The sequence below is a fragment of the Achromobacter deleyi genome (assembly GCF_902859705.1).
Lineage (GTDB): Bacteria > Pseudomonadota > Gammaproteobacteria > Burkholderiales > Burkholderiaceae_B > Achromobacter > Achromobacter deleyi.
This window is the reverse complement of record NZ_CADIJO010000036.1, coordinates 18,347-38,921: the sequence shown is the minus strand read 5'-3', so window position 1 is coordinate 38,921 and position 20,575 is coordinate 18,347. Positions and strand designations below refer to the sequence as shown.

21 protein-coding genes are annotated in these 20,575 nt (G+C 67.9%); 11 read left to right on the top strand and 10 right to left on the bottom strand.

What is annotated here, in order from left to right:
• The first annotated feature begins 24 nt into the window (after nucleotides 1–24).
• Complete coding sequence (locus HV798_RS29215; protein ID WP_175196037.1) at nucleotides 25–1,725, top strand: M24 family metallopeptidase; 1,701 nt, start codon at nucleotides 25–27, stop codon at nucleotides 1,723–1,725.
• Nucleotides 1,726–1,811: 86 nt separating this feature from the next.
• Here the strand turns inward: HV798_RS29215 and HV798_RS29210 are convergent, their stop codons facing one another.
• Nucleotides 1,812–2,306, bottom strand: a complete 495-nt coding sequence (locus HV798_RS29210) for a nucleoside deaminase (protein ID WP_175196035.1) — start codon at nucleotides 2,304–2,306, stop codon at nucleotides 1,812–1,814.
• Nucleotides 2,307–2,449: 143 nt separating this feature from the next.
• Between HV798_RS29210 and HV798_RS29205 the strand changes: the two genes are divergently transcribed.
• A complete protein-coding gene (locus HV798_RS29205) occupies nucleotides 2,450–2,896 on the top strand; it encodes an SRPBCC family protein (protein WP_175196033.1) in 447 nt (148 codons plus the stop codon).
• A gap of 79 nt (nucleotides 2,897–2,975) precedes the next feature.
• Here HV798_RS29205 and HV798_RS29200 read toward each other — a convergent pair whose 3' ends face one another.
• Nucleotides 2,976–3,923, bottom strand: a complete 948-nt coding sequence (locus HV798_RS29200) for a Dyp-type peroxidase (RefSeq protein ID WP_175196032.1) — start codon at nucleotides 3,921–3,923, stop codon at nucleotides 2,976–2,978.
• A 118-nt stretch (nucleotides 3,924–4,041) separates the two neighbouring features.
• Here HV798_RS29200 and HV798_RS29195 point away from each other — a divergent pair, with 118 nt between their 5' ends.
• Both HV798_RS29195 and HV798_RS29190 read left to right on the top strand, forming a co-directional pair.
• Nucleotides 4,042–5,088 carry a transporter gene (locus HV798_RS29195; RefSeq protein WP_025135682.1) on the top strand — a complete coding sequence of 349 codons (1,047 nt, stop codon included), beginning with the start codon at nucleotides 4,042–4,044 and terminating at the stop codon, nucleotides 5,086–5,088.
• Between the two features lie 196 nt (nucleotides 5,089–5,284).
• Complete coding sequence (locus tag HV798_RS29190; RefSeq protein WP_175196030.1) at nucleotides 5,285–7,990, top strand: autotransporter family protein; 2,706 nt, start codon at nucleotides 5,285–5,287, stop codon at nucleotides 7,988–7,990.
• Between the two features lie 78 nt (nucleotides 7,991–8,068).
• Here HV798_RS29190 and HV798_RS29185 read toward each other — a convergent pair whose 3' ends face one another.
• Nucleotides 8,069–9,043: a GlxA family transcriptional regulator gene (locus HV798_RS29185; RefSeq protein ID WP_025135680.1), complete on the bottom strand. Its 975-nt coding sequence runs from the start codon at nucleotides 9,041–9,043 to the stop codon at nucleotides 8,069–8,071.
• Between the two features lie 170 nt (nucleotides 9,044–9,213).
• Between HV798_RS29185 and HV798_RS29180 the strand changes: the two genes are divergently transcribed.
• Nucleotides 9,214–9,582, top strand: coding sequence for a DUF1428 domain-containing protein (locus tag HV798_RS29180; protein ID WP_175196028.1), 369 nt, complete (start codon nucleotides 9,214–9,216; stop codon nucleotides 9,580–9,582).
• A gap of 136 nt (nucleotides 9,583–9,718) precedes the next feature.
• Nucleotides 9,719–10,222, top strand: coding sequence for a VOC family protein (locus HV798_RS29175; protein ID WP_025135678.1), 504 nt, complete (start codon nucleotides 9,719–9,721; stop codon nucleotides 10,220–10,222).
• A gap of 146 nt (nucleotides 10,223–10,368) precedes the next feature.
• Here HV798_RS29175 and HV798_RS29170 read toward each other — a convergent pair whose 3' ends face one another.
• From HV798_RS29170 to HV798_RS29160, 3 genes are all read right to left on the bottom strand, one after another.
• On the bottom strand, nucleotides 10,369–10,881 hold the full coding sequence (locus HV798_RS29170) for a DUF1993 domain-containing protein (protein ID WP_025135677.1): 513 nt from the start codon (nucleotides 10,879–10,881) through the stop codon (nucleotides 10,369–10,371).
• Nucleotides 10,882–11,067: 186 nt separating this feature from the next.
• Entirely contained in the window at nucleotides 11,068–12,069 is a 1,002-nt protein-coding gene (locus HV798_RS29165; protein WP_232786479.1) for an extracellular catalytic domain type 1 short-chain-length polyhydroxyalkanoate depolymerase, read from the bottom strand.
• A 204-nt stretch (nucleotides 12,070–12,273) separates the two neighbouring features.
• Nucleotides 12,274–12,456, bottom strand: coding sequence for a hypothetical protein (locus tag HV798_RS29160; protein ID WP_025135675.1), 183 nt, complete (start codon nucleotides 12,454–12,456; stop codon nucleotides 12,274–12,276).
• Nucleotides 12,457–12,739: 283 nt separating this feature from the next.
• Here HV798_RS29160 and trhA point away from each other — a divergent pair, with 283 nt between their 5' ends.
• Nucleotides 12,740–13,384 (top strand): PAQR family membrane homeostasis protein TrhA, encoded by a 645-nt coding sequence (gene trhA, locus HV798_RS29155; protein ID WP_025135674.1) that lies wholly within the window; start codon nucleotides 12,740–12,742, stop codon nucleotides 13,382–13,384.
• Nucleotides 13,385–13,433: 49 nt separating this feature from the next.
• Here trhA and HV798_RS29150 read toward each other — a convergent pair whose 3' ends face one another.
• Together HV798_RS29150 and HV798_RS29145 are read right to left on the bottom strand one after the other, a co-directional pair.
• Nucleotides 13,434–14,618, bottom strand: coding sequence for an FAD-dependent oxidoreductase (locus tag HV798_RS29150; RefSeq protein ID WP_175196026.1), 1,185 nt, complete (start codon nucleotides 14,616–14,618; stop codon nucleotides 13,434–13,436).
• A 130-nt stretch (nucleotides 14,619–14,748) separates the two neighbouring features.
• Nucleotides 14,749–15,516, bottom strand: coding sequence for an AraC family transcriptional regulator (locus HV798_RS29145; RefSeq protein ID WP_175196024.1), 768 nt, complete (start codon nucleotides 15,514–15,516; stop codon nucleotides 14,749–14,751).
• Nucleotides 15,517–15,618: 102 nt separating this feature from the next.
• Between HV798_RS29145 and HV798_RS29140 the strand changes: the two genes are divergently transcribed.
• From HV798_RS29140 to HV798_RS29125, 4 genes are all read left to right on the top strand, one after another.
• Nucleotides 15,619–16,434 carry a sulfite exporter TauE/SafE family protein gene (locus tag HV798_RS29140; RefSeq protein WP_175196022.1) on the top strand — a complete coding sequence of 272 codons (816 nt, stop codon included), beginning with the start codon at nucleotides 15,619–15,621 and terminating at the stop codon, nucleotides 16,432–16,434.
• A gap of 120 nt (nucleotides 16,435–16,554) precedes the next feature.
• The gene (locus HV798_RS29135) at nucleotides 16,555–17,262 is read left to right on the top strand and encodes a 4'-phosphopantetheinyl transferase family protein (protein ID WP_175216620.1); all 708 of its coding nucleotides are present in this window, start codon (nucleotides 16,555–16,557) and stop codon (nucleotides 17,260–17,262) included.
• A gap of 214 nt (nucleotides 17,263–17,476) precedes the next feature.
• Complete coding sequence (locus tag HV798_RS29130; RefSeq protein ID WP_175196019.1) at nucleotides 17,477–17,881, top strand: DUF4168 domain-containing protein; 405 nt, start codon at nucleotides 17,477–17,479, stop codon at nucleotides 17,879–17,881.
• A 61-nt stretch (nucleotides 17,882–17,942) separates the two neighbouring features.
• Nucleotides 17,943–18,638: a glutathione S-transferase family protein gene (locus tag HV798_RS29125; RefSeq protein ID WP_025135668.1), complete on the top strand. Its 696-nt coding sequence runs from the start codon at nucleotides 17,943–17,945 to the stop codon at nucleotides 18,636–18,638.
• A gap of 64 nt (nucleotides 18,639–18,702) precedes the next feature.
• Here HV798_RS29125 and HV798_RS29120 read toward each other — a convergent pair whose 3' ends face one another.
• Nucleotides 18,703–19,464 (bottom strand): ABC transporter permease, encoded by a 762-nt coding sequence (locus HV798_RS29120; RefSeq protein ID WP_025135667.1) that lies wholly within the window; start codon nucleotides 19,462–19,464, stop codon nucleotides 18,703–18,705.
• The gene (locus HV798_RS29115; protein ID WP_025135666.1) at nucleotides 19,461–20,384 is read right to left on the bottom strand and encodes an ABC transporter ATP-binding protein; all 924 of its coding nucleotides are present in this window, start codon (nucleotides 20,382–20,384) and stop codon (nucleotides 19,461–19,463) included. Before HV798_RS29115 ends, HV798_RS29120 begins: the two co-directional genes overlap by 4 nt.
• Nucleotides 20,385–20,575: the final 191 nt, after the last annotated feature.

The window sequence follows — 20,575 nt, the reverse complement described above, 5'->3', positions numbered from 1 at the left end:
CGGGTCTATCAACGGAAATGCGCCATGACCACGCCCTCCCTGTACACCATCACCCTCGATACCGGCCACTTCACCACCGACGGCACGACGACGCTGCTGGACGCCGCGTTGGCCCAGGGGGTGCCGGTGCCCTTTTCCTGTCAGCGCGGCGAGTGCGGCTCGTGCCGGGCCACGGTGGTGGACGGCTGCCACGAACGCCTGGCCCCGCCCACCGAACGCACGTACGTCACCGCCGACGATGAACTGCTGATGTGCCAGTGCCGCGCAGCGGGCGACCTGGCGCTGCGCTTTCCGCATTGGCGCGAACCCGCCCTGCAAGCGCAACGCCGCGAGGCCGTCGTCGTGTCGCGCGTGCCGCTGACCGAAGACGTGACCCAGCTGATCGTGCAGGTGCAGGGCGAAGACGCCTTCGCCTGGCAACCGGGCCAACACGTCGAATTCCTGCTGGAAGACGGCAGCCGGCGCCCCTTTTCCATCGCCAGCCTGCCGTCGGCCGCGGGCCCGGCCCGGCTGGAATTCCAGATCCGCCGCATGCCCGGCGGCGGCTTCACCGAACGCCTGCTGCCGCGCCTGATGCCTGACGACACCCTGGCGCTGGAAGGTCCGCTGGGCGGTTGCACCTGGCCGGACGAAGGCTGGCCGGACGACATCGAACACCTGGTGCTGCTGGCCACGGGCACGGGCTATGCGGGCGTGTACCCGATCCTGATGGCCGGGCTGCAAAGCCCGGCCATCAAGAGCGTGACACTGTACTGGGGCGGCCGCTCGGCCGACGACTGCTATGCCGCGCCGATGCTCAATGCCCTGCTGGGCAAGGGCGGCTTTCAATGGCATGCGGTGGTGCCGCAAGACGACGCCGGTGCGACCCCGCAGGCCCATGCCTACGTGCAGGACAGGGCCGCGGCCGCCAGCCACGACTGGGCGCGCACGGTGGTCTACGCTTGCGGCAACCCCGCCATGGTGCGCGCGGCGCGCGACCGGCTGCGCCAGGCCGGTCTGCCCGACGACCGCTTTCTGTCCGAAGCCTTCGTGCCCGCGACCGGCGCCGGCCCCGTCGTGGCGCCCGCCCCGGCCCACCCGTGGGAACGGGTCAGCCCGCGCTTCACCATGGACGGCATCCTGCGTGCGCGGCGGCGGTCGCTGACGGCGGTGCGCGAGATCGCCGCGCTGATCCAGCCCGGCATGACCACGCGCGAAGCCATCACCGCCGCCGACGCGCACCTGCGCCGCATGGGCGCATCGCACAACTGGCACCCGACCTACGTGCGCTTCGGCGCCGACACGCAGTCACCCGCCGTGCATCCCACCGACTTCCAGCGCCGGCTGGGCGACAAGGACATGTTCGTGGTGGACATCGGCCCGGTCTGGGACGGCTACGAAGGCGACTATGGCGACACCTTCGTGGTGGGCGCGGACGCCGACCGCCAACGCTGCGCCGAAGCCGCCCGCCAGGTGTTCGCCCGCACCCGCGAGGCCTGGCTGCAAGGCCTGAGCGGCGCGGCCCTGTACGACCGCGCCGAAGCCTATGCGCGCGAACACGGCTGCGAACTGGTGCGCGAGATTCCCGGCCACCGCGTGGCGGATTTTCCGCATGCGCTGTATGGCAAGCACCAGTTGGCCGACGCCGACTTCGTGCCGGCCGACGGCATCTGGGTGCTGGAGATCCAGGTGCGCGACCAGACGCTGCCGATCGGCGCGTTCTACGAAGACGTGCTGCTGCGCTAGGCGGCCGGCTCGATCAGGCGCGCCTCGATCAGGCCCGTCTCGGTCAGGTCAGTCAGGTCAGGCCCTTCAGGCTGGCCAGCCGCCCATCAGACCGACGCCGCCCCCGCCGGCCGCTGGCGCGCCCGGTGCAGCGCCCCGACCTGTTCGGCCAATTCCGCGTCCGGCCCGTCCACCGGCGTGTCGGTGATGACATCGGTGATGCGCAGCGCCTTGACCCGCGGCGCGGGAAAGCCCAGTTCCTGCATCCATGCGCTCAATTGCGGGGTGGAACTGGCGTAGACGATGCGGCCCAGCCCGACCCAGCCGTGCGCAGCGGCGCACATGGCGCAGTGCTCGCCCGACGTGTACACGGTGCTGGCGGCGCGCTGGGCGGGCGTCAGGTTGGCGGCGGCCCACCGTGCGATCTCGAATTCCGGATGGCGCGTATGGTCGCCCCCGGCCACGTGGTTGCGGTCTTCGAACAGCACCTGGCCGTCGGCCGACAGCAGCAGCGAACCGAAGGGCTCGTCGCCCTGCGCCAACGCCTGCCGCGCCAATTCGACGCAGCGCGCCAGGTAATGCCTGTCTTGTGCAGAGATCATGCCTATGCTCCTTTTGCTCGCGCCGGGGCGGTGATGCCCCCGACACCCTAGGGTTTATCCTGATCCGTGTCCTGTCGATTTACGGGAGGCTCATGCGTCGAGCCAGTACATCCCCCCACTTTCCCTTCAAGGCGGAAATGACCATGACGACAGGAACCGTAACTTTGCACCGCGTGCTGCGCGCCGCCCCCGACCGCGTGTACCGCGCCTTTCTCGAACCCGACGCCATCGTGCGCTGGCTGCCCCCGTATGGTTTCACCTGCCTGGTCCATGAACTGGACGCCAAGGTGGGCGGCTCGCACCGGATGTCGTTCCGCAATTTCGGCACCGGCCATAGCCACGACTTCGGCGGCAAGTACCTGGAACTGGTGCCGAACGAGAAGATTCGCTACACCGACCAGTTCGACGATCCTAACCTGCCGGGCCAGATGCAGACCACCATCACGCTGCGCAAGGTGTCCTGCGGCACGGAAATGACCGTGGTGCAGGAGAACATCCCGGCGGTGATACCCACCGAGATGTGCTACCTGGGCTGGCAGGAATCCCTGGCCCAGCTGATGCGGCTGGTGGAACCGCAGATTCCGGATTGACGGCGCCGGGCTGCGGGGTGCGCGCGGGCGGCCACGCACCGCGCCATCATTCGCCTGGGGGACGCGCCCGCAATGCGCGTCAGCGTTCGCGTTCGGCCAGCGCTTCCAGCAGCTCGGCCGACGGCGCGAAGAACAGGCCACCGGTGACCGCCCGGCTGTAATCCAGCAGGCGGTCGTAGTTGCCCGCCGGACGGCCGACGAACATGTTTTCCAGCATCTGCTCGATGGGTGCGGGCGAACGTGCGTAGCCGATGAAGTAGGTGCCGAATTCGCCCGAGCCCGGGCGGCCGAACGGCATGTTGTCGCGCAGGATCTTGACCTCTTGGCCGCCCTCGTCCAGCGTGGTCAGCGAACTGTGCGAATACGACGGCTTGACGTCGTCGGCCAGCTCGACGTTGGTGAGCTTGCGCCGGCCGATGATGCGTTCCTGCTGTTCGGTGGGCAGGGCTTCCCAGGCGGCCATGTCGTGCAGGTATTTCTGCACCAGCACGTAGCTGCCGCCCGAAAAGGCCGGGTCTTCGTCGCCGATCAGGGTGAAGTCGGCCAGCTCGAAGCCCTGCGGGTTTTCGGTGCCGTCGACGAAACCGATGATGGCGCGGCGGTCGAAATAGCGGAAGCCATGCACTTCGTCGACCACCTTGGCGGCCGTGCCCAAACCGGCCACCAGCAACGTGGCCAGTTCGAAACAGGCGTCCATCGCTTCGGCGCGGATGTGCAGCAGGATGTCGCCGGGGGTGGACACGGCCACTCGGTCGCCCGAGCCGAATTCGCGGAACGGATGCAGCGAGGCCGGGCGCGGCGCGCCGAACAGGGTGTCCCAGGCGGATGAGCTGAAACCGCAGATACAGGACAGGTCGGCTGCCACGGCGCGGGTGCCGACCGTGCGGACCAGCGCGGCGACGTCTTCGCACCAGGCGCGCACGGTGGCAGCGTTGTCGGCGCCGGGGTTCAACGTGGCGACCAGGAAGATCGCATAGCGGGCGTTGGGGCTGAGGACGGCTTGGGGTTCGACGGGTTTTTCGGGCATGGAATGTCTGGGTCTGGAAAGGCGGGAAGGAAACGCGCTTGAAATATAGCTGATGCCACGCGGGCTGCCGGGCGCGCTGTCTCAGAACTGTCACGCTTTGGCGTCACCATCGCGCATCATGACGACGCCCGCGGCCCCGGCCGACTACCAATCCGACATTTCCGGCCTGATCTGCGCGTTCCGCTTCGCGGCGGGCGGCGGCGCCGCCACCGAAATCGCCCCGCCCGCACTCGCGGACCTGCTGGAACGCGGCCGGGCCACCGGCCCCGAGGCCCCACCGGACGACGGCGCCTTCCTGTGGCTGCACCTGAACCTGTCGCAGGCCGGCTGCGTGCGCTGGCTGCAAGCCCACCTGGACCTGCCGGACACCTTCATCGCCATGCTGGGCGATGACGCCCATTCCACCCGCATCGAGCAGCAGGAAGGCGCGCTGGTGGCGGTGTTCAACGACGTGATCTTCGACTTCGACCGCACACCCGCCCAGGTGTCCACGCTGTGGGTGTGTGCCCACCGTCGGCTGCTGGTGACGTTGCGGCGCAAGCCGCTGCGCTCGCTGGACCGGTTGCGCGAGCACGTGCGGCGCGGCGAGCCGTTCGAGTCGCCCGCCCAACTGCTGGCGCACCTGATGCGCGATCAGGCCGACCTGATGATGGAGATCGTGCGCAAGGCCAGTGTGGACGTCGATGGCATCGAAGACCATTTCCTGGCGTCGCGCGGCGGCCCCGGCCGCCTGGACCTGGCCGGCACCCGCCGCGTGCTGGTGCGCCTGCAACGCACGCTGGCGCCCGAGCCGGGATCGGTGTTCCGGCTGCTGGCCCGTCCGCCCGCGTGGCTGCGGCCGCGCGACGTGCAGGAACTGCGCGAATCCACCGAGGAATTCTCGGTGGTGCTGGGCGACATGGCCGGGCTGGTCGAGCGCATCAAGCTGCTGCAGGAAGAAATGACCGCGCGGCTGGACGAACAGAACAACCGAACGCTGTTCACCTTGACGCTGGTGACGGTGCTGGCCCTGCCCATCAACATCATGGCGGGCCTGTTCGGCATGAACGTGGGCGGCATTCCGCTGTCGGACGACCATCACGGGTTCTGGATCATCTGCCTGCTGGTGGCTGCCTTTACCGTGCTGATGGGCTGGTGGGCGTTTCGTCGGCGGCGCGGCGGCTGACAACCACGGCAGCCCGCCCGGCGCCCCCCCGCGTCCGGCCAACCGGAATCGCCTGGCACGGCGCACCCGCCGCCCTCATCTGCTGCGCCGCAAAAAGCGCAATCATTTGCTACCAATTCCCGCAAACGAGAATCCGCAGTGCTATAAGTCGAGCCATTCTTGCAAGAGGCGTATCTCCCTTCAAAGGACATTGCCCATGAAGAAAGCCATCGGCAGCGGTATCGGCAGCGTCGCCCTTTTCTCCTGCGCGATAGCGCCTGCCGCGATGGCGGCTTGCAGCGATCCCGCGCCCGCCAGCGGCGTCACCGTGACCTGCTCCGGCACGGGCATCGCCCCGGTCGCGGCGCAGCCCGGCAGCACTAACGTCACCGTCAACATCGACAACACGGCCACCAGCAGCTTCACGCGCGCGGTCAATCGAATCGGCATCAGCGTCGAGGCCGGCAGCACCATCACCAACAGCGGCCAGCTTGTGCTGACGGGCGGCGGCGGTACAGGCACCATCCGCGGCGCAGTCCTGCTGGGAAGTGGCGACGGCAATCAGATCACCAATGCCGCCGGCGCCAGCCTGACCACGACCGGCGCCTCCAACGACGGCATGGCGGTCGACGGCTCCGGCAATACGCTGATCAACCACGGCACGATCTCGACCTCGGGGCCGTCTGCCTACGGCATCACGGCGCCATGGGGAGCCGTCAGCACGGGCCAGCACGACAACACCATCATCAACACCGGCACCGTGACCACCACGGGCTCCAGCGCCCGCGCCCTCTCCGTCGTGGGCAGCAACGGCACCGTCACCAACAGCGGCACGCTTGAATCCAGCGGCGCGGGCAGCCAGACCGTCTTCCTGCAAGGCAATAACGCGCGGCTGGTGAATTCGGGCACCATCTCGGCCAGCGGCGCGGTCGGCGTCAGGTCCCCGGATGCGGTCGTTTCGAACACGGTCAGTTCCAGCTTCACCGCAACCATCGAAAACCTGGCGGGCGGCCGCATCATCAGCCAGAACGGCTTTGGCATCCGCACGCTCAATGGCAACACCACGCTGACCAACGCCGGCCTTGTGGAAAGCGGCGTCGGCACCGCGATCGGCATGGGTAACGGCAACAATACGCTGATCCTGCAGACCGGCTCGGTCATCAACGGCAGCGCGGACGGCGGCAACGGCAACAACACCCTGACGCTGCAAGGCACCGGCACGGCGGCCAACGCGTTCCTGAACTTCGGCACCCTGCACATGCAAGGCTCGCTGTGGAACTGGACCGGCAGCGGCACCTTCAACCAGGTCTATGTAGACAGCGGCACGCTGAACGTCGCCAGCACGCTGGATGCCCCCGTGAACGTGGCCGCGGGCACGACGCTGGGCGGCTACGGCACGGTCACCGGCGCCGTCACGAACAACGGCACGATCGCCGTGGCCAACGCCCTGCCCGCGCTCGCCGCCTCCGGCAACGGCGCCTTCACCATCAACGGCGCGCTGACCAACGCGGGGCTGGTGCAACTGGGCGGCGCGGGCGTCGGCAACCGCCTGAACGTCGGCAGCTACGTGGGCCAGAACGGCACCTTGGCGCTGAACACCTACCTGGGCGGCGACGGCGCGCCGTCTGACCAGTTGGTGGTCAACGGCGGCACCGCGACGGGATCGACCCGGCTGCAGATCAACAACGTCGGCGGCCCCGGCGCCGAAACCGTGGCCAACGGCATCCAGGTGGTGCAGGCGGCCAACGGCGCCACCACGTCACCCAGCGCCTTCATGCTGGCCGGCCCGGTCAAGGCCGGCGCCTATCAATACCACCTGGTGCACGGCGGCATCACGCCCGGCACGGCCGACAACTGGTACCTGCGCAACAGCGTGCCGTCGGTGGACGGCGTGGTCGACCCGCCGGACCCGGCCATCGGCACGCCGCCGCTGCCCGAGCCGCCGCCCGCGGGCGAAGACCCGATCGTGACCTACCGCCCCGAAGTGCCGGTGTATGCCGCCCTGCCCGGCGTGGCGCGCCAGCTTGGCATCCAGCAACTGGGCACGTTTCATGACCGCCAGGGCGCGCAATCGCTGCTGACGCAGGACGGCGCCTTGCCGGCCGCCTGGGCGCGCGCCTGGGGCGGGCACGACACCCTGACCCAGCGCGGCGACGCCAACCCGCAGTTCAAGGGCGACATTTTCGGGGCGCAGGCCGGGCAGGATATCTATGCGCGCACCGGCGACAACGGCCACCGTGACCGCTTCGGCCTGTTCGCCGGTTTTGCGCGGGCCACGGGCGACGTCAACGGCTTTGCGCTGGGCATGCAAGGGCTGGACGCCGGCCACCTGGCCGTGAACGCCTACAGCCTGGGCGCGTACTGGACCCACATCGGCCCGGGCGGCTGGTACACCGACGTGGTGCTGATGGGCAGCACGCTGGACGCCAAGCCGCGCTCGCGCGATGGCATCGGCGACACGACGCACGGCCGGGCCATCACCGGGTCGGTGGAAGCCGGGCTGCCGATCCCGCTGGGCGGCAATGTCGAGCTGGAACCGCAGGCGCAGCTGGTATGGCAACGGCTGTCGTTCAACGACCTGGACGACGGCATATCGACAGTGGGTTTCAACCGCGGCAATACCTTCCTGGGCCGCGCCGGCCTGCGGCTGCTGGGCCGTTATGAATCGGCACGCGTGAGCTGGCAGCCGTACGTGCGGCTGAACCTGCTGCGCACCTTTGGCGACAATGACCGCACCACCTTCGGCGGCGACACGGTGCTGGGCGCCAACGTCGGCCAGACGGCCGGCAAGGTGGACCTGGGCGTGGCGGCGCAGGTGGGCAAGTCCACCAGCCTGTACGCGGCCGCCAGCGGCTTGGCCAACCTGGGTGGCGAACGCCAGCGCAGCGTGTCCGGCAGCGTGGGCGTGCGCTGGGCGTGGTGACGCGCCCGGCTACCCGGCGCGTGCTGGGCGCAGCAGCGCGAACTACCGGAACAGGGCGGCCGGGGTGCGCCCGGCCCCTTACTGATAGCGTTCGCGATAGCCCACGGGCGACATGCCGCAGTACTTGTTGAAGATGTCGCGAAACGCCTTGGTGTCGTTGTAGCCGACTTCGTACATGACTTCGGCCACGCTCTTGCGTGAGCTTTCCAGGCGCTTCTTGGCGGCTTCGACGCGCACGCGCTGCACGTATTCGACGATGCTGTTGCCGGTGGCTTGCCGAAAGCGCCTTTCAAGCGTGCGCCGGCCCATGGCGTGGCGGTCGGCCAGGTCTTCGACGGTGATCTTTTCGGTGTAGCGGGTTTCGATTTCGTCCTGCACCGCGCGTACCACCTGGTCGGCGTGGGACTTGTGGCCCATGAACACCGAGAACGGCAGCTGGCTCTGGCGGCTCCAGTCGAGCTGGAAGTACTTGGCGCACCAGATGGCGGTGTCGCGGTCGGTGTATTTTTCGATCAGGTGCAGCACCAGGTGCGCGGCTGAAAATGCGCCGCCGCTGGTGTAGATGCCGTTTTCGGCCATGACCACGCGGTCGCTGGACCACTGCACCGACGGGAACAGGCTGGCGTAGAGGTCGCGCGCCACCCAATGCACCACCGCCTGCTGGCCGTCGAGCAGGCCGCCGGCCGCCAGCAGCGCCGCCCCCATGCAGAGGCTGGCGACTTCGCCGCCCTGGCGGTAATGGCCGGCCAGCCATTCGATCAGTTCACGGTTGGACAGCACGGCATCGGACACCGCGCCCAGCAGCGGCGGCACGATGCAGATGTCGATGCCCTGCGCCTGGTCGAGCACCAGGTCGGCCTGCACGGTGATGCGGCCGTCGTCCAGGCTGACCTGGCGCGTGGCGGCCAGCGTGCGCACCTGGAAGCGCGGTTCGCGCCCCTGCGCGGCCAGGTATTCGTTGGCCACCAGGAAGCCATGCCGGGCGGTTTCCAGCGAGGCGATATTGGCGCCGCCGGGCAACAGGAACGCGATGTTTTTCATGCCGCCAAGCATACGCTTCAGACCTGTCGCAATCCACCCTGAAGATGTCGCAATTGCCTATCTGAAAGCGGCGCCGATCCCGATACAGTGGCATCTACCGGCAACGAGGCCGGTGCCGGTTTCCCGGGAGCAAGCGGGCCTTGGGCAGCCGCCTACAACAACATGGCAAGAAGGAGCATCTGATGGAACAGTACATAGACGGTTACCTGTTGAGCGTGCCCAAGGCGAACCTGGACGCGTACAAGAAAATGGCCGACACCGCCGGCTCGATCTGGCTGGAATACGGCGCGCTGGAATTTCGCGAATGCGTGGCGGACGACATCGACGGCGAAGGCTTCGGTTCGTTCAGCGCCGCGGCCGGCACGCGCGAAGGTGAAACGGTCGTGTTCTCGTGGATCGCCTTTGCCAGCAAGGCCGAGCGCGACCGCATCAACGCCAAGGTCATGGCCGACCCGCGCCTGGCGAACATGTCCTGCGAGGGCGTGTTCGATTTCAAGCGCATGTGCTGGGGCGGATTTGCCACGTTGGTGGCCAAGGTGGCCCCGCGATAAAAAAAACTCGGGCGCGCTGTCGATTCCGGCGCCGCCCGTTCGTCGTAGGACAAGAGCAGGCCGACGGCGCACCAGCAGCCTACTCGACAGTAGCTATCCCACCCCATCCATACGTAACGATTCACGGAGACACACCATGGCAACCCCCGCAAGCAAGGCGATTCCCGACGGCATGCACACCCTCACCCCGCACATCGTGTGCGAGGGCGCGTCGGACGCGATCGCGTTCTACAAGAAGGCATTCAACGCCCAGGAGCTGACGCGCCTGCCCGGCCCCAACGGCAAGGTGATGCACGCGGCCATCCGCATCGGCGACTCGGTCCTGATGCTGATGGATGATTTTCCCGAATGGGGCAGCCTGGGCCCCAAGGCGCTCAAGGGCTCGCCCGTGACGCTGCACCTGTACGTGCAGGATGCGGACGCCGCCATCGAACAGGCGGTGGCGGCCGGCGCCCAGCTGGCGATGCCCGCCGCGGACATGTTCTGGGGCGACCGCTACGGCCAGGTGATGGACCCGTTCGGCCACCGCTGGTCGCTGGCCACCCACAAGCAGGACCTGACGCCCGAGGAAATCCAGCAGAACATGGCCAAGATGGGCGAGATGAGCGGCTGCGGCGATCAGGCGCAGAAAAAAGGCTGATGGCGATGCGGTGGCGCGGCGCCGGCCGGTCGGCTTGACCGGCCTGGCCTGGCCCGCCGCGTCGCCGATCGAACGCGGCCATGCCCTGGTGCGGCGAGCTGTCCGGGCTGACCCCAGGTCAGCGGGCAGCCCCCGCGCCATCCCCATCAGGCCTTGTACGGCCCCAGGAAATCCAGCTTGCCGATCGCCACACCCGCATGGCGCAGGATGTCGTAGGCGGTCGTGACGTGAAAATAGAAGTTCGGCAGCGCGAACGTCAGCAGGTAGGCATCGCCCTGGAATTCGGGCTTGAAGTCGCCGAAGCTGAGCGTGACCTTGCGGCCCTCGGCACCGTCGAGCTTGTCGGCCGGCACCGATTGCAGGTAGGCGATGGTGTCGGCCACGCGCTTTTGCAGCTGTTCGAACGTGGCTTCCTCATCGGGAAACTTGGGCGATTCGACCTGCGACAGGCGCTGCACGGCAAACTTGGACGCATCGCTGGCGCGTTGCACCTGGCCCGACAGCGGGTACATGTCGGGGGCCAGGCGGGCATTGACGAGTTCGGCCGGATCGATACCGTTGGCGGCCGCGTGGGCGGCGCCCTTTTCCAGCAGCGTGGCCAGCACGGTCAGGCCGCGGATGAAGACAGGCACGCTGGCCTGGTACATGGACAAAGACATGATGTTTTTCCGAAAGACGTGATCGGCCGACGCCGGACGTGGCGCCGGATTTCCGAGCGTGCGGCGATGTTAGCGCCCGGTGCTTTCAAGCGGCCGGCGGTGGCCGCGACAACTCCATTCCCGATTCCGGAACAATAGCGCCATTGCCGGCCCGGCGCAGGGGTTTCGCATGACGATGCGTGCCCCTTACTGCGCGATCGCGACGCGGCGCTGGCCCTGGAAAAACCGCCAGATCAACGCCGAGGCATCCGGGCCGCTGCGGGCGTGGTAGCGCACCGACGCGTCGCCGCCGCTCCAGGCATGCTCGACCCGGGTGATCTCGCACAGCCGCAGCACCGTCTTGCGGCCCCGCACCAGGTCGACGCGGCGATAGGCCTTTTCCGTGCCCAGGCCCAGCACGCGTTCGACCGGCAAGTCTTCAGCGCCCAGGCCGTTCAAGGCGCGGAACTGCTCGAACAGCTGCTTGGCGTTGCGCGGCGCGACAGCCGGGTCCATCTGCCCCTGCAGGATCATGGCGGGCATGCCCAGCTGGAACACGGCCGGATCCGCCACGCTCTGCACCAGCGGCAAGAGCGGCTTGACCGAGCCGCGCCGCATCGTGGAAAGCCCCGCCGCCGCGGTATGGGCATCGCCCACCACCGGCCCCGAATGCATCGCCACCGCGGCGATCAATGCGGGATGGCGCAGGGCCACCAGCGCGGCCATGCTGGCGCCGGCCGACAGGCCGGCGATATACACGCGTTCGGGGTCCAGGCCGTGGCGCGCCACTTCGGACTGGATCAGCGCGGCGATCAGGTCGGCGTCAGCCCCGCCGTGCAGCGCGTCGGGCTGGAACCAGCGCCAGCAACGCTGCACCTGCCGGGTCATGGACTGCTGCGGATACAGCACCATGAAACCGCCGGCATCCGCCCATTGGTTCATGCGCGAGCCGCGCGCGAAGGCCAGCGCCGTCTGGCGGCAGCCGTGCAGCATCACCACCAGGGGCATGCCCTGGCGCGTTGCGGTGGCCGGGGTGTAGCGGGCGAAGGTCAGGCGCCGGCCCAGCGCATCGGAGAACTGCCGCGAGGCCTCCCAGCGGCCGGCGCCCAGGCTGGACGCAGCAGAAGCGGCGGTCTTGGCCGCCTGCCGCGCCACGGCGGCCTTGCGCGCCGACACGGTACGCTTGCGGGCGGCTTTGGGGGCCGCCATGCGCAATGCCGCGCGCTGGAGTTTGCTGAATTTTTTTGCGGCGTTGAAAAACAAGCTGGTAAAACTGCGCGCCATTGTCAGGCCTCTGCCAGTAAACCTCTTTTTAACTCCACGACGACGTTTGAAAACCACCTGGCCGCACCGTGCGGCCCGCCGACTGCCACGTCCGCGGGAGCGGACGCCAATGCCCTGGAATCCGCCGGATCAGAACCGGCCGGATTGAATCGCGGCGCTGCTGGTCAGAAGGTCCAGACAGGACACCAGCGCGACCACGATGGTCAGAATCGAAAGCACTTTGACGACTTTGTTGGTATCGGGTCGGGTCAACGTCGCGGTCATGCGCGTGACGATATAAGCCCCAACCATCAGGCCAATTGCCGGAATCATAAGTGCCTCCCCTTCAAGAGTCTGTGCGGGCCCGCCGGATGCGTCGCCCGTCGTTAACGCGGTAAGCCGCCCAATCGCCGCCTCTGTCGGGCAAGCTGATTAGCGTGTGAAATGTATCACACAGTAACTTAACCTCGCAGCATTTCGGATGACGGCAGGACGACGCGCTTGCACCAGATCAAGCCCGGCACTTGTTCGGACCGATCCCGCTTGAGGCGGCGGCCCAAAACGCCTATGGTAGAAACCCTAATCTTCAATTCCAGCATCATCCTTGCCGCAAACCATGTTCCCGAACGACCGCCGCCAGACCCTGGGCGAAGAAATCGCCAACACCATCAGCCACGGCCTGGGCGCGGCCGGCGCGCTGGCCGCTGCCCCCATTCTCATCATTGCGGCCGTGCGCCAGGGCGACGCCGCCTTCATCGCGGGCGCCGCGGTATTCGCCGCCACCATGTGCCTGCTGTACCTGGCGTCCACCATCTATCACGCCCTGCCCGACAACCGCGCCAAGCGCCTGTTCAACGTCCTGGACCACTCGGCCATCTACCTGCTCATTGCCGGCACCTACACGCCGTTCGCGCTGGGCGCCCTGCGCGGGCCGTGGGGCTGGACGCTGTTCGGGCTGGTCTGGGGCATGGCGCTGCTGGGGGTGGGTCTCAAAGCCAGCAAGCGCCTGAACCGCCCCGCCGTGTCCACCGGCCTGTACCTGGCGATGGGCTGGCTGGTCATCATCGCCGTCAAACCCCTGCTCGAACTCGTGCCCACCGGCGGCCTGTGGTGGCTGGTCGCGGGCGGGCTGGCCTATACCGGCGGCGTGGTCTTCTTCGTCTTCGACAACCGCTGGCGCTACAGCCACTTCATCTGGCACCTGTTCGTGCTGGCGGGCACGGTGTGCCATTTCTTTGCGGTGCTTTGGTATGCGGCGTAGGGGTGCAACGGGACACCCTTGCCAACAAGCACCCCGAGCGGGTGCTTTTTTACGCCCGCGATGAACGCCGCGCGGCACCTGGTTCAGGCATGGCGAGCAGGCCGCGTTTCATCAGGCCGCGCATGCCGGGTATCAGCAGGCTGCCGGCGAAGGCCAGGTCGCGCCACAGGCCGGGGCCTGACGCCTGAAAGCATGGGGTCAACGCGCGGCTCAGGGTCTGGTACAGGCGTGACGGCGTAAGGCGGCTGCGCGCGTATTGGGCGGGGCCGTCCGCGGCGCCGTGCTGGTTGACCGCCCGCGCCAGCGCCAGTGCGTCCAGCACCGCCAGCGTGGTGCCCAGCCCTAGTTGCGGGCTCATGGCGTGGGCGGCATCGCCCACCGCGCAGTAGGGGCCGCTGGCCAGCGCGCGAGGCCAGCTGTGGCGGTAGGTCGCCACCGCCAGGTCATCGTGGGCGGTGACCTGGCTGACCACCGGCTCGGCCTCGGGCCAAAGCTGCAACAGACGGGCTTTCCAGGCGGCAATGGGCGCGGCGCGCCAGGCCGGCAAGGCGTCGTGGCGGATGCTCCAGAAAAGCGACAGGCGCACGCCCTGCGGCCCCAGGTCGGTCGGCAGCAAGCCCATCATTTCGCGGGTGCCGGCAAAGCGTTGCAGCAGTTGCGAGGCGCCGGCCCATTCGGGCACCCAGAACTGGCCCCACAGCGCGCCCCAGCGATAGACGCTTGAGCGGGCGGCCAGCCCCACCTGTTCGCGCAGCGCAGACGCGGCCCCGTCAGCCACCACGAACAAGTCGAAGGTCGATTCGCCGCCCCCGTGGCGTACCCGGGCGCGGCCCTGCTCGGTGTCCAGACGTTCCACCGGACAGCCGAAGGAAAACTGCGCGCCGGCGCGTTGGGCGGCGTCGAACAGCACGCCGCCCAACGCAGCGCGGTTGACGGCGCGCGCGCCGTCGCCCACGTAATCGATATCCACCACCCGCCAGCCGCGATGCGACAGGCCCAGCAGCCGGTCGATAGGCGCGCCGACGTTCAGCGCCGCGATATCCACGCCCAGCGCCTGCAAGCCGCGCACGCCGGGCGGCTGCAGCAAGAGGCCCGCGCCCAGGGTGGTGAAGCCCTGGTGCTTTTCGAAGACCTGCACGCGATGCCCGGCGCGGGCCAGGGCCAGCGCGGTGGCCAGGCCGGCGCTGCCGGCGCCGGCGATGCCGATGGAAAGCGGGGAAGGCGTGGGGGACATGAACGCGGCGCCGTGTAAGTGAAGTGCGGGCATAGTACCAACGCGCGCGGCCTTTGCCGGAAGACGGCTTCCCCGGACTGCCGTCATGCAGGCGCGCTGCGCGTCGCCGGCATCCCTGCCCTGTGTTGCCCTACTCCGCCCGCAGGTAACTCGTCGGCGGCCGCCCCAGCACGCGGCGGAACATGGTGGAGAACGCGGCCGGGCTTTGGTAGCCGAAATCCAGCGCGATGGCGGTCACCGGTGCGCCGGCCGCCAGGCGGGCCAGCGCCAGCACCACACAGGCGCGCTGACGCCATTCCGAAAACGCCATGCCCGTCTGCTGGCGGAAATGGCGGCTGAAGGTGCGCGGGCTCATGTGCAGGCGTTCGGCCCAGGCCTCGGGGGTCTGGCGCACGTCGGGCGCGGCGATGAAGGCGCGGCACAGCGGCGCCAGGCGCTTGTCGGGCGGCAGCGGAATGTGCAGCGGCAGCACGGCGGCGCGGTCCACCTCGTGCAGCAGCAGCGTGGCCAGCGCGCCGTCGCGGCCGGCCAGGTCGTAGCGCGGCGGCATGTCGACGGCTTCGAGCAGCAATTGGCGCAGCAGCGGCGACACGTCCACCACTTCGCAGGCCGTGCTGGCGGCGCGCACGGCGCCCGGCTCGATGTAGGCGCTGCGGGTGCTGACGTCCTGCATGCGGACCTGATGCGCCACGCCGGCCGGGATCCAGACCGCGCGCTGCGGCGGCACCACCCAGTTGCCGTCGCGCGTCGCCACGTGCATGACGCCGGTGGCGCCATACAGCAACTGCGCGCGGCGATGCGAGTGCGCGGGCAACAGGTGCCCGGGCGGGTAGTCGTTGCCAATGGCGACGACCGTGCGGTCCATGCGGTCGTGCAGGTCGATGTGGGTATTGCGCATGGGCAAGCGGTTGGCCGAAACACGAACATTATTGTCCAATCCTCGAAAGCAGGCCACCGCCGGCCGGCCTATCGTGATGTTTTCCCATCAAGGATGCATGACATGCTGTATGTGGTGTTGGCGCTGTTCGGCGCCCTGAGTGGCGTGACCACGGTGCTGTTCGGGTTTGGCGGCGGCTTCGTGGTGGTGCCGGTGTTGTACGGCGTGCTGACGGCCACCCATGGCGCCCAGGACGCCATCGGCCAGGCGGCGATGCACATCGCGGTGGCGACGTCCACCTGCGTGATGATCGTCAATTCCATTGCCGCCACCCGCAAGCACCAGCGCAACGGCAACATCGTGCGCGCCTATGTGTGGCCGCTGGCCGCCTTCATCGGCGTGGGTGCGCTGGTGGGCGCGTGGGCCGCCACGTCGGCCAGCGGCGACCTGGTGCGCTACGCCTTCATTGCCTACCTGGGCGTGACGATCCTGGACTGCCTGTTGCGCCAGGGCTTCATGGCGCACACGGACACGCAGAGCGCGCAGCCGCTGGGCCAGGGGGTGATCGTGGGCGGCGGCGTCGTGATCGGCGCAATCGCCACGTTCCTGGGCGTAGGCGGCAGCGTGATGACAGTGCCGCTCCTGCGCCGCCGGGGCCTGCCCATGGCCAAGGCCGCGGCCATGGCCAACCCGCTGACCCTGCCGGTGGCCATCGTGGGCACGCTGGCCTACATGGCGGCGGCGCGCGAACTGGCCGCGCCGCTGGCGCCGTGGATCGTCGGCTATGTCGACCTGCTGGCATTCGCCGCGCTGGCGCTGGGCTCGCTGGCGGGCATCCGGCTGGCGGCGCCGCTGATTCCGCGCATTCCCGACCGGCTGCATGCCCGCGTGTACGTGCTGCTGTTGGTTTTGGTGATGGTGAGCATGGTGCTGGCGTAGGATCGGCCGGGCCTGATGGCCTATGATCGTGGCTGCGCGTCGCGGGCCGTCCAGATGGACTGGCGGCCTGGCGCGATTGCCCGCGCCATGACCCCTGGCGCATCGACTCCAGGGACCTCGGTGCATCGATTTCCCCCTGCCCCCGACACCGTGAATCCGCTACCCGACGCCTACGCGCCTTTCGTCCTGACCGGCCGCATCGCCCAGCGCGTGCTGCGGCTGCCGGTGGAGGTTGGGGCAGCCCAAGCCGGCGCCACCGGTGTTGCCCCCGCCCCTGCTGCCCAGCGCCGCCACGCCGAATACCAGGCCGGCCGCGACCTGGCCGCCACGCTGCTGGCGGGGTTAGGCGCGCAGACCCTGCAGGTAGGCACCGACGCAGACCGCGCACCGGTCTGGCCCGACGGTTTCACAGGTTCGATCAGCCACAGCCGGCAGTTGCTGGCGGTGGCCGTGGGCCGCCACGAAGACACGCGCGGCCTGGGCATCGACCTGGAAGCCATCGCCAATGCCGACGAACTGCAAGCCATCGAGTCCGTCTGCATGGTGCCGGAAGAACACGCGCTGGTCGGCAACGCGCTGCCCCGCGCGGACTGGGCCACGCTGGTGTTCTCGGCCAAGGAAGCGTTCTACAAGTGCCAATTTCCGCTGACGCGCTGCCCGCTGGAATTCGGCGACCTGGCCGTGATGCACGCGGACGTATCCGCGCAGCGGCTGGTATTGCGCCTGCAACGCGACGCGGGGCCGGATTTCCGGCGTGGCCAGTCGTTTCATTGCGGCTATCGCTACGGCCAGGGGCACGTGTACACGGCGGTGCAATTGGCGCCGTAAGGCCGCGCAGCCGACATCTGCCCTGCGATCCGCTTTCCTAATGTCACGAAGTTGCGGGCAAAACGTTTCCACGGCGCGCCCGGGGCGCTTCCCCCGTGCAGACCCCGCAGCACTGTGGTCCGCCGACACAGGAAAACACATTGCGAAACTTGAACCTGCCCGGGACCGGTTGTCATCATGGCCAGACACTTACCCGGAACCAGGAGGATTTCTTATGCAGCGTTCCAAGACCGCAATCCTATCGGCCGTGCTCGCGGCGGCCGCGTTGTCCGGTGCCCCTGCCCTGGCGCAAAACGCCCCGGCCACCCAGACCCCGCCACAGACTCAAGCCGCGCCCCCGGCCGTGCAGCCGTCCGACCAGCAATTGCAGCGCTTCGCGTCGGCGTCGCAGAAGGTGTCGGGCGTGGTGGACGAATACCGGCCCAAGGTCGAAGCCGCCAAGAGCGACGCGGCCAAGCAGAAGATCGTCCAGGAAGCCGACGCCAAGATGGTCAAGCTGGTGCAGGCCGACGGCCTGTCCGTCGAGGAATACAACGGCATCGGCCGCGCCGTGCAGCAGGATCCGCAGCTCAAGCAGCGGCTGATGAGCATGGGCAAGGCCGGCGCAGCGGTGCAGTAAATTCACGCGCCGTGGGGTTATCCTAGGCAGACCTTTCACAGGACCGCCCAGGAGCCCCGCCTTGACCCCGGAACTCACCCTGTATGACCTGGCCGGCGCCGACCCGGCGCTGCGCTTTTCCCCGCATTGCTGGAAGACGCACATGGCGCTGGCGCACAAAGGCCTGACGGCCCGCACCGTGCCGTGGCGCTTCACTGAAAAGGACGCCATCGCATTTTCCGGCCAGAAGCTGGTGCCGGTGCTGGTGCACGAGCAGCACGTGGTCAGCGATTCGTGGCAGATCGCCTGCTACCTGGAAGACACGTTTGCCGAACGCCCTTCGCTGTTCGGTGGCGATACGGGCCGCGCGCTCAGCCTGTTCATCAACGGCTGGTCCGACACCACGCTGGTGCCGGTGCTGGCGCGCCTGTTGCTGCCCGAGATCCACGGCCTGATCCGCGACGAAGACAAGGACTACTTCCGCACCACGCGCGAAAAGCGCTTTGGCCGCCTGGAAGACCTGCCGGCCGGCTACGCGGACCAGATCGCCGCCTTGCGCGCCGCGCTGCTGCCGCTGCGCCAGATGCTGGCGCGCCAGCCGTTCCTGGCGGGCGCGCAGCCGGCCTATGCGGACTACGCCGTGTTCGGCATGTTCATGTGGGCGCGCTGCACCAGCACGCTGGAACTGCTGGCCGAGGATGACCCCGTGCACGCCTGGCGCGAGCGCCTGCTGGACGCCCATGGCGGCCTGGCGCGCAATGCGCCGATGGCGGCCTGACAAAAAAGACGCGAAAAAAGCGGCGCAAAAAAAAGCGCGGTCTCCAAGACCGCGCCCTGCCCCATCAGGTCTTCAGGCGGTAGCCCGTCTTGAAGATCCAGCGCACCGCGATCATGCACACCACCAGGAACACCAGCGTCATGCCGACGCTGACGCTGGCGCTGACGTCCGACACGCCGTAGAACGCCCAGCGAAAGCCGCTGACCAGGTAGACCACCGGGTTGAACAGCGTGGCGGTCTGCCAGAACGGCGGCAGCATCTTGATGGAATAGAAGGTGCCCCCCAGGAAGGTGAGCGGCGTGATGATCATGAGCGGGATGATCTGCAGTTTCTCGAAGCCGTCGGCCCAGATGCCGATGATGAAGCCGAACAGGCTGAAGGTGACGGCCGTGAGCACCAGAAAGCCCAGCATCCAGAACGGATGCACGATCTCGAACGAGACGAACAGGCGGGCCGTGGCCAGCATGATCAGCCCCAGGATGATGGACTTGCTGGCCGCCGCCCCCACGTAGCCGGCCACGATTTCCATGTAGGAGATCGGCGCGGAGTGGATCTCGTAGATGGTGCCGGAAAAGCGCGGCATGTAGATGCCGAACGAGGCGTTGGCGATGCTTTGCGTCAACAGCGACAGCATGATCATGCCGGGCACGATGTAGGCGCCGTAGCTGACCCCGTCGATGTCGACCATGTGCGAGCCGATGGCCGAGCCGAACACCACGAAGTACAGCGACGTGGAAATCACCGGCGACAGCACGCTTTGCATCAGCGTGCGCCAGGCGCGGGCCATTTCAAACAGATAGATGGCGCGGATTGCGTAGAAATTCATGATTGGGCGGTCACCAGGCTGACGAAGATTTCCTCGAGCGAGCTTTCGGAAGAATTGAGGTCGGTGAATTCGATGCCGAGCTCGCTCAGGTGGCGCAGCAGGGCAGAGATTTCACCGCCGCCGTGGTTGTCGTAGGTGTAGACCAGCTTGTGGCCGTTGTCGGACAGGTCCAGCTGGAAGGCATCGAGCGCCGTGGGAATGCCCGGCAGCGGCGCCTTGAGCGTCAGGGTCAGGCGGCGCTTGCCCAGCTTGGCCATGAGCTCGTTCTTTTCTTCGACCAGGATGATCTCGCCCTTGCGGATCACGCCGATGCGGTCGGCCATTTCCTGGGCTTCTTCGATGTAGTGGGTGGTGAGGATGATGGTGACGCCGCTTTCGCGCAGACGCCGCACCATTTCCCACATGCCGCGCCGCAGTTCGACGTCGACGCCGGCGGTGGGCTCGTCCAGGAACAGGATCTTGGGTTCGTGCGACAGCGCCTTGGCGATCATGACGCGGCGCTTCATGCCGCCGGACAGCGCCATGATGCGGCTGTCTTTCTTGTCCCACAGCGACAGGTCGCGCAGCACCTTTTCGATGTAGGCTGGGTTGGCCGGCTTGCCGAACAGGCCGCGGCTGAAGGTGACCGTGTTCCAGACGCTTTCGAAGGCGTCGGTGGAGATTTCCTGCGGCACCAGGCCGATGGCGGCGCGCGCCGCGCGATACTGCGACACGATGTCGTGGCCGTCGGCCAGCACCCGGCCTTCGGTCGGGTTGACGATGCCGCAGATGATGCTGATAAGGGTGGTCTTGCCCGCGCCGTTAGGCCCGAGCAGCGCGAAGATCTCGCCGCGCTGGATGTCCAGGTCGACGCTCTTGAGCGCCTGGAACCCCGAGGCGTACCGTTTGGATAGACCCTGTACTGAAATGACCGGCTGCACTCTGGCTCCCAGCGTGATGGACAACCCTGGATTTTACCCGTCCGGCCAGGCAGGCTTGTTCGCCCTGGCGGAACGGTGTGTTTGATAAACACGATAAACGGCCCGGGCTGCCTTACACTCGGTGCACACAAAAAAAGGGGTAAAAGCCCCGAACCAGAGGGACCGGGCCGCCAGGCGCCCGGTGAATCGAT

Bases quoted from the DNA above. Each gene is read 5' to 3' on its own strand.
- trhA (WP_025135674.1), top strand. From the start codon at position 12,740: ATGTTCCCGAACGACCGCCGCCAGACCCTGGGCGAAGAAATCGCCAAC.
- HV798_RS29150 (WP_175196026.1), bottom strand. From the start codon at position 14,618: ATGTCCCCCACGCCTTCCCCGCTTTCCATCGGCATCGCCGGCGCCGGC.
- HV798_RS29190 (WP_175196030.1), top strand. From the start codon at position 5,285: ATGAAGAAAGCCATCGGCAGCGGTATCGGCAGCGTCGCCCTTTTCTCC.
- HV798_RS29195 (WP_025135682.1), top strand. From the start codon at position 4,042: ATGACGACGCCCGCGGCCCCGGCCGACTACCAATCCGACATTTCCGGC.
- HV798_RS29170 (WP_025135677.1), bottom strand. From the start codon at position 10,881: ATGTCTTTGTCCATGTACCAGGCCAGCGTGCCTGTCTTCATCCGCGGC.
- HV798_RS29130 (WP_175196019.1), top strand. From the start codon at position 17,477: ATGCAGCGTTCCAAGACCGCAATCCTATCGGCCGTGCTCGCGGCGGCC.
- HV798_RS29205 (WP_175196033.1), top strand. From the start codon at position 2,450: ATGACGACAGGAACCGTAACTTTGCACCGCGTGCTGCGCGCCGCCCCC.
- HV798_RS29180 (WP_175196028.1), top strand. From the start codon at position 9,214: ATGGAACAGTACATAGACGGTTACCTGTTGAGCGTGCCCAAGGCGAAC.
- HV798_RS29120 (WP_025135667.1), bottom strand. From the start codon at position 19,464: ATGAATTTCTACGCAATCCGCGCCATCTATCTGTTTGAAATGGCCCGC.
- HV798_RS29165 (WP_232786479.1), bottom strand. From the start codon at position 12,069: ATGGCGGCCCCCAAAGCCGCCCGCAAGCGTACCGTGTCGGCGCGCAAG.
- HV798_RS29210 (WP_175196035.1), bottom strand. From the start codon at position 2,306: ATGATCTCTGCACAAGACAGGCATTACCTGGCGCGCTGCGTCGAATTG.
- HV798_RS29185 (WP_025135680.1), bottom strand. From the start codon at position 9,043: ATGCTTGGCGGCATGAAAAACATCGCGTTCCTGTTGCCCGGCGGCGCC.
- HV798_RS29175 (WP_025135678.1), top strand. From the start codon at position 9,719: ATGGCAACCCCCGCAAGCAAGGCGATTCCCGACGGCATGCACACCCTC.
- HV798_RS29140 (WP_175196022.1), top strand. From the start codon at position 15,619: ATGCTGTATGTGGTGTTGGCGCTGTTCGGCGCCCTGAGTGGCGTGACC.
- HV798_RS29145 (WP_175196024.1), bottom strand. From the start codon at position 15,516: ATGCGCAATACCCACATCGACCTGCACGACCGCATGGACCGCACGGTC.
- HV798_RS29215 (WP_175196037.1), top strand. From the start codon at position 25: ATGACCACGCCCTCCCTGTACACCATCACCCTCGATACCGGCCACTTC.
- HV798_RS29160 (WP_025135675.1), bottom strand. From the start codon at position 12,456: ATGATTCCGGCAATTGGCCTGATGGTTGGGGCTTATATCGTCACGCGC.
- HV798_RS29200 (WP_175196032.1), bottom strand. From the start codon at position 3,923: ATGCCCGAAAAACCCGTCGAACCCCAAGCCGTCCTCAGCCCCAACGCC.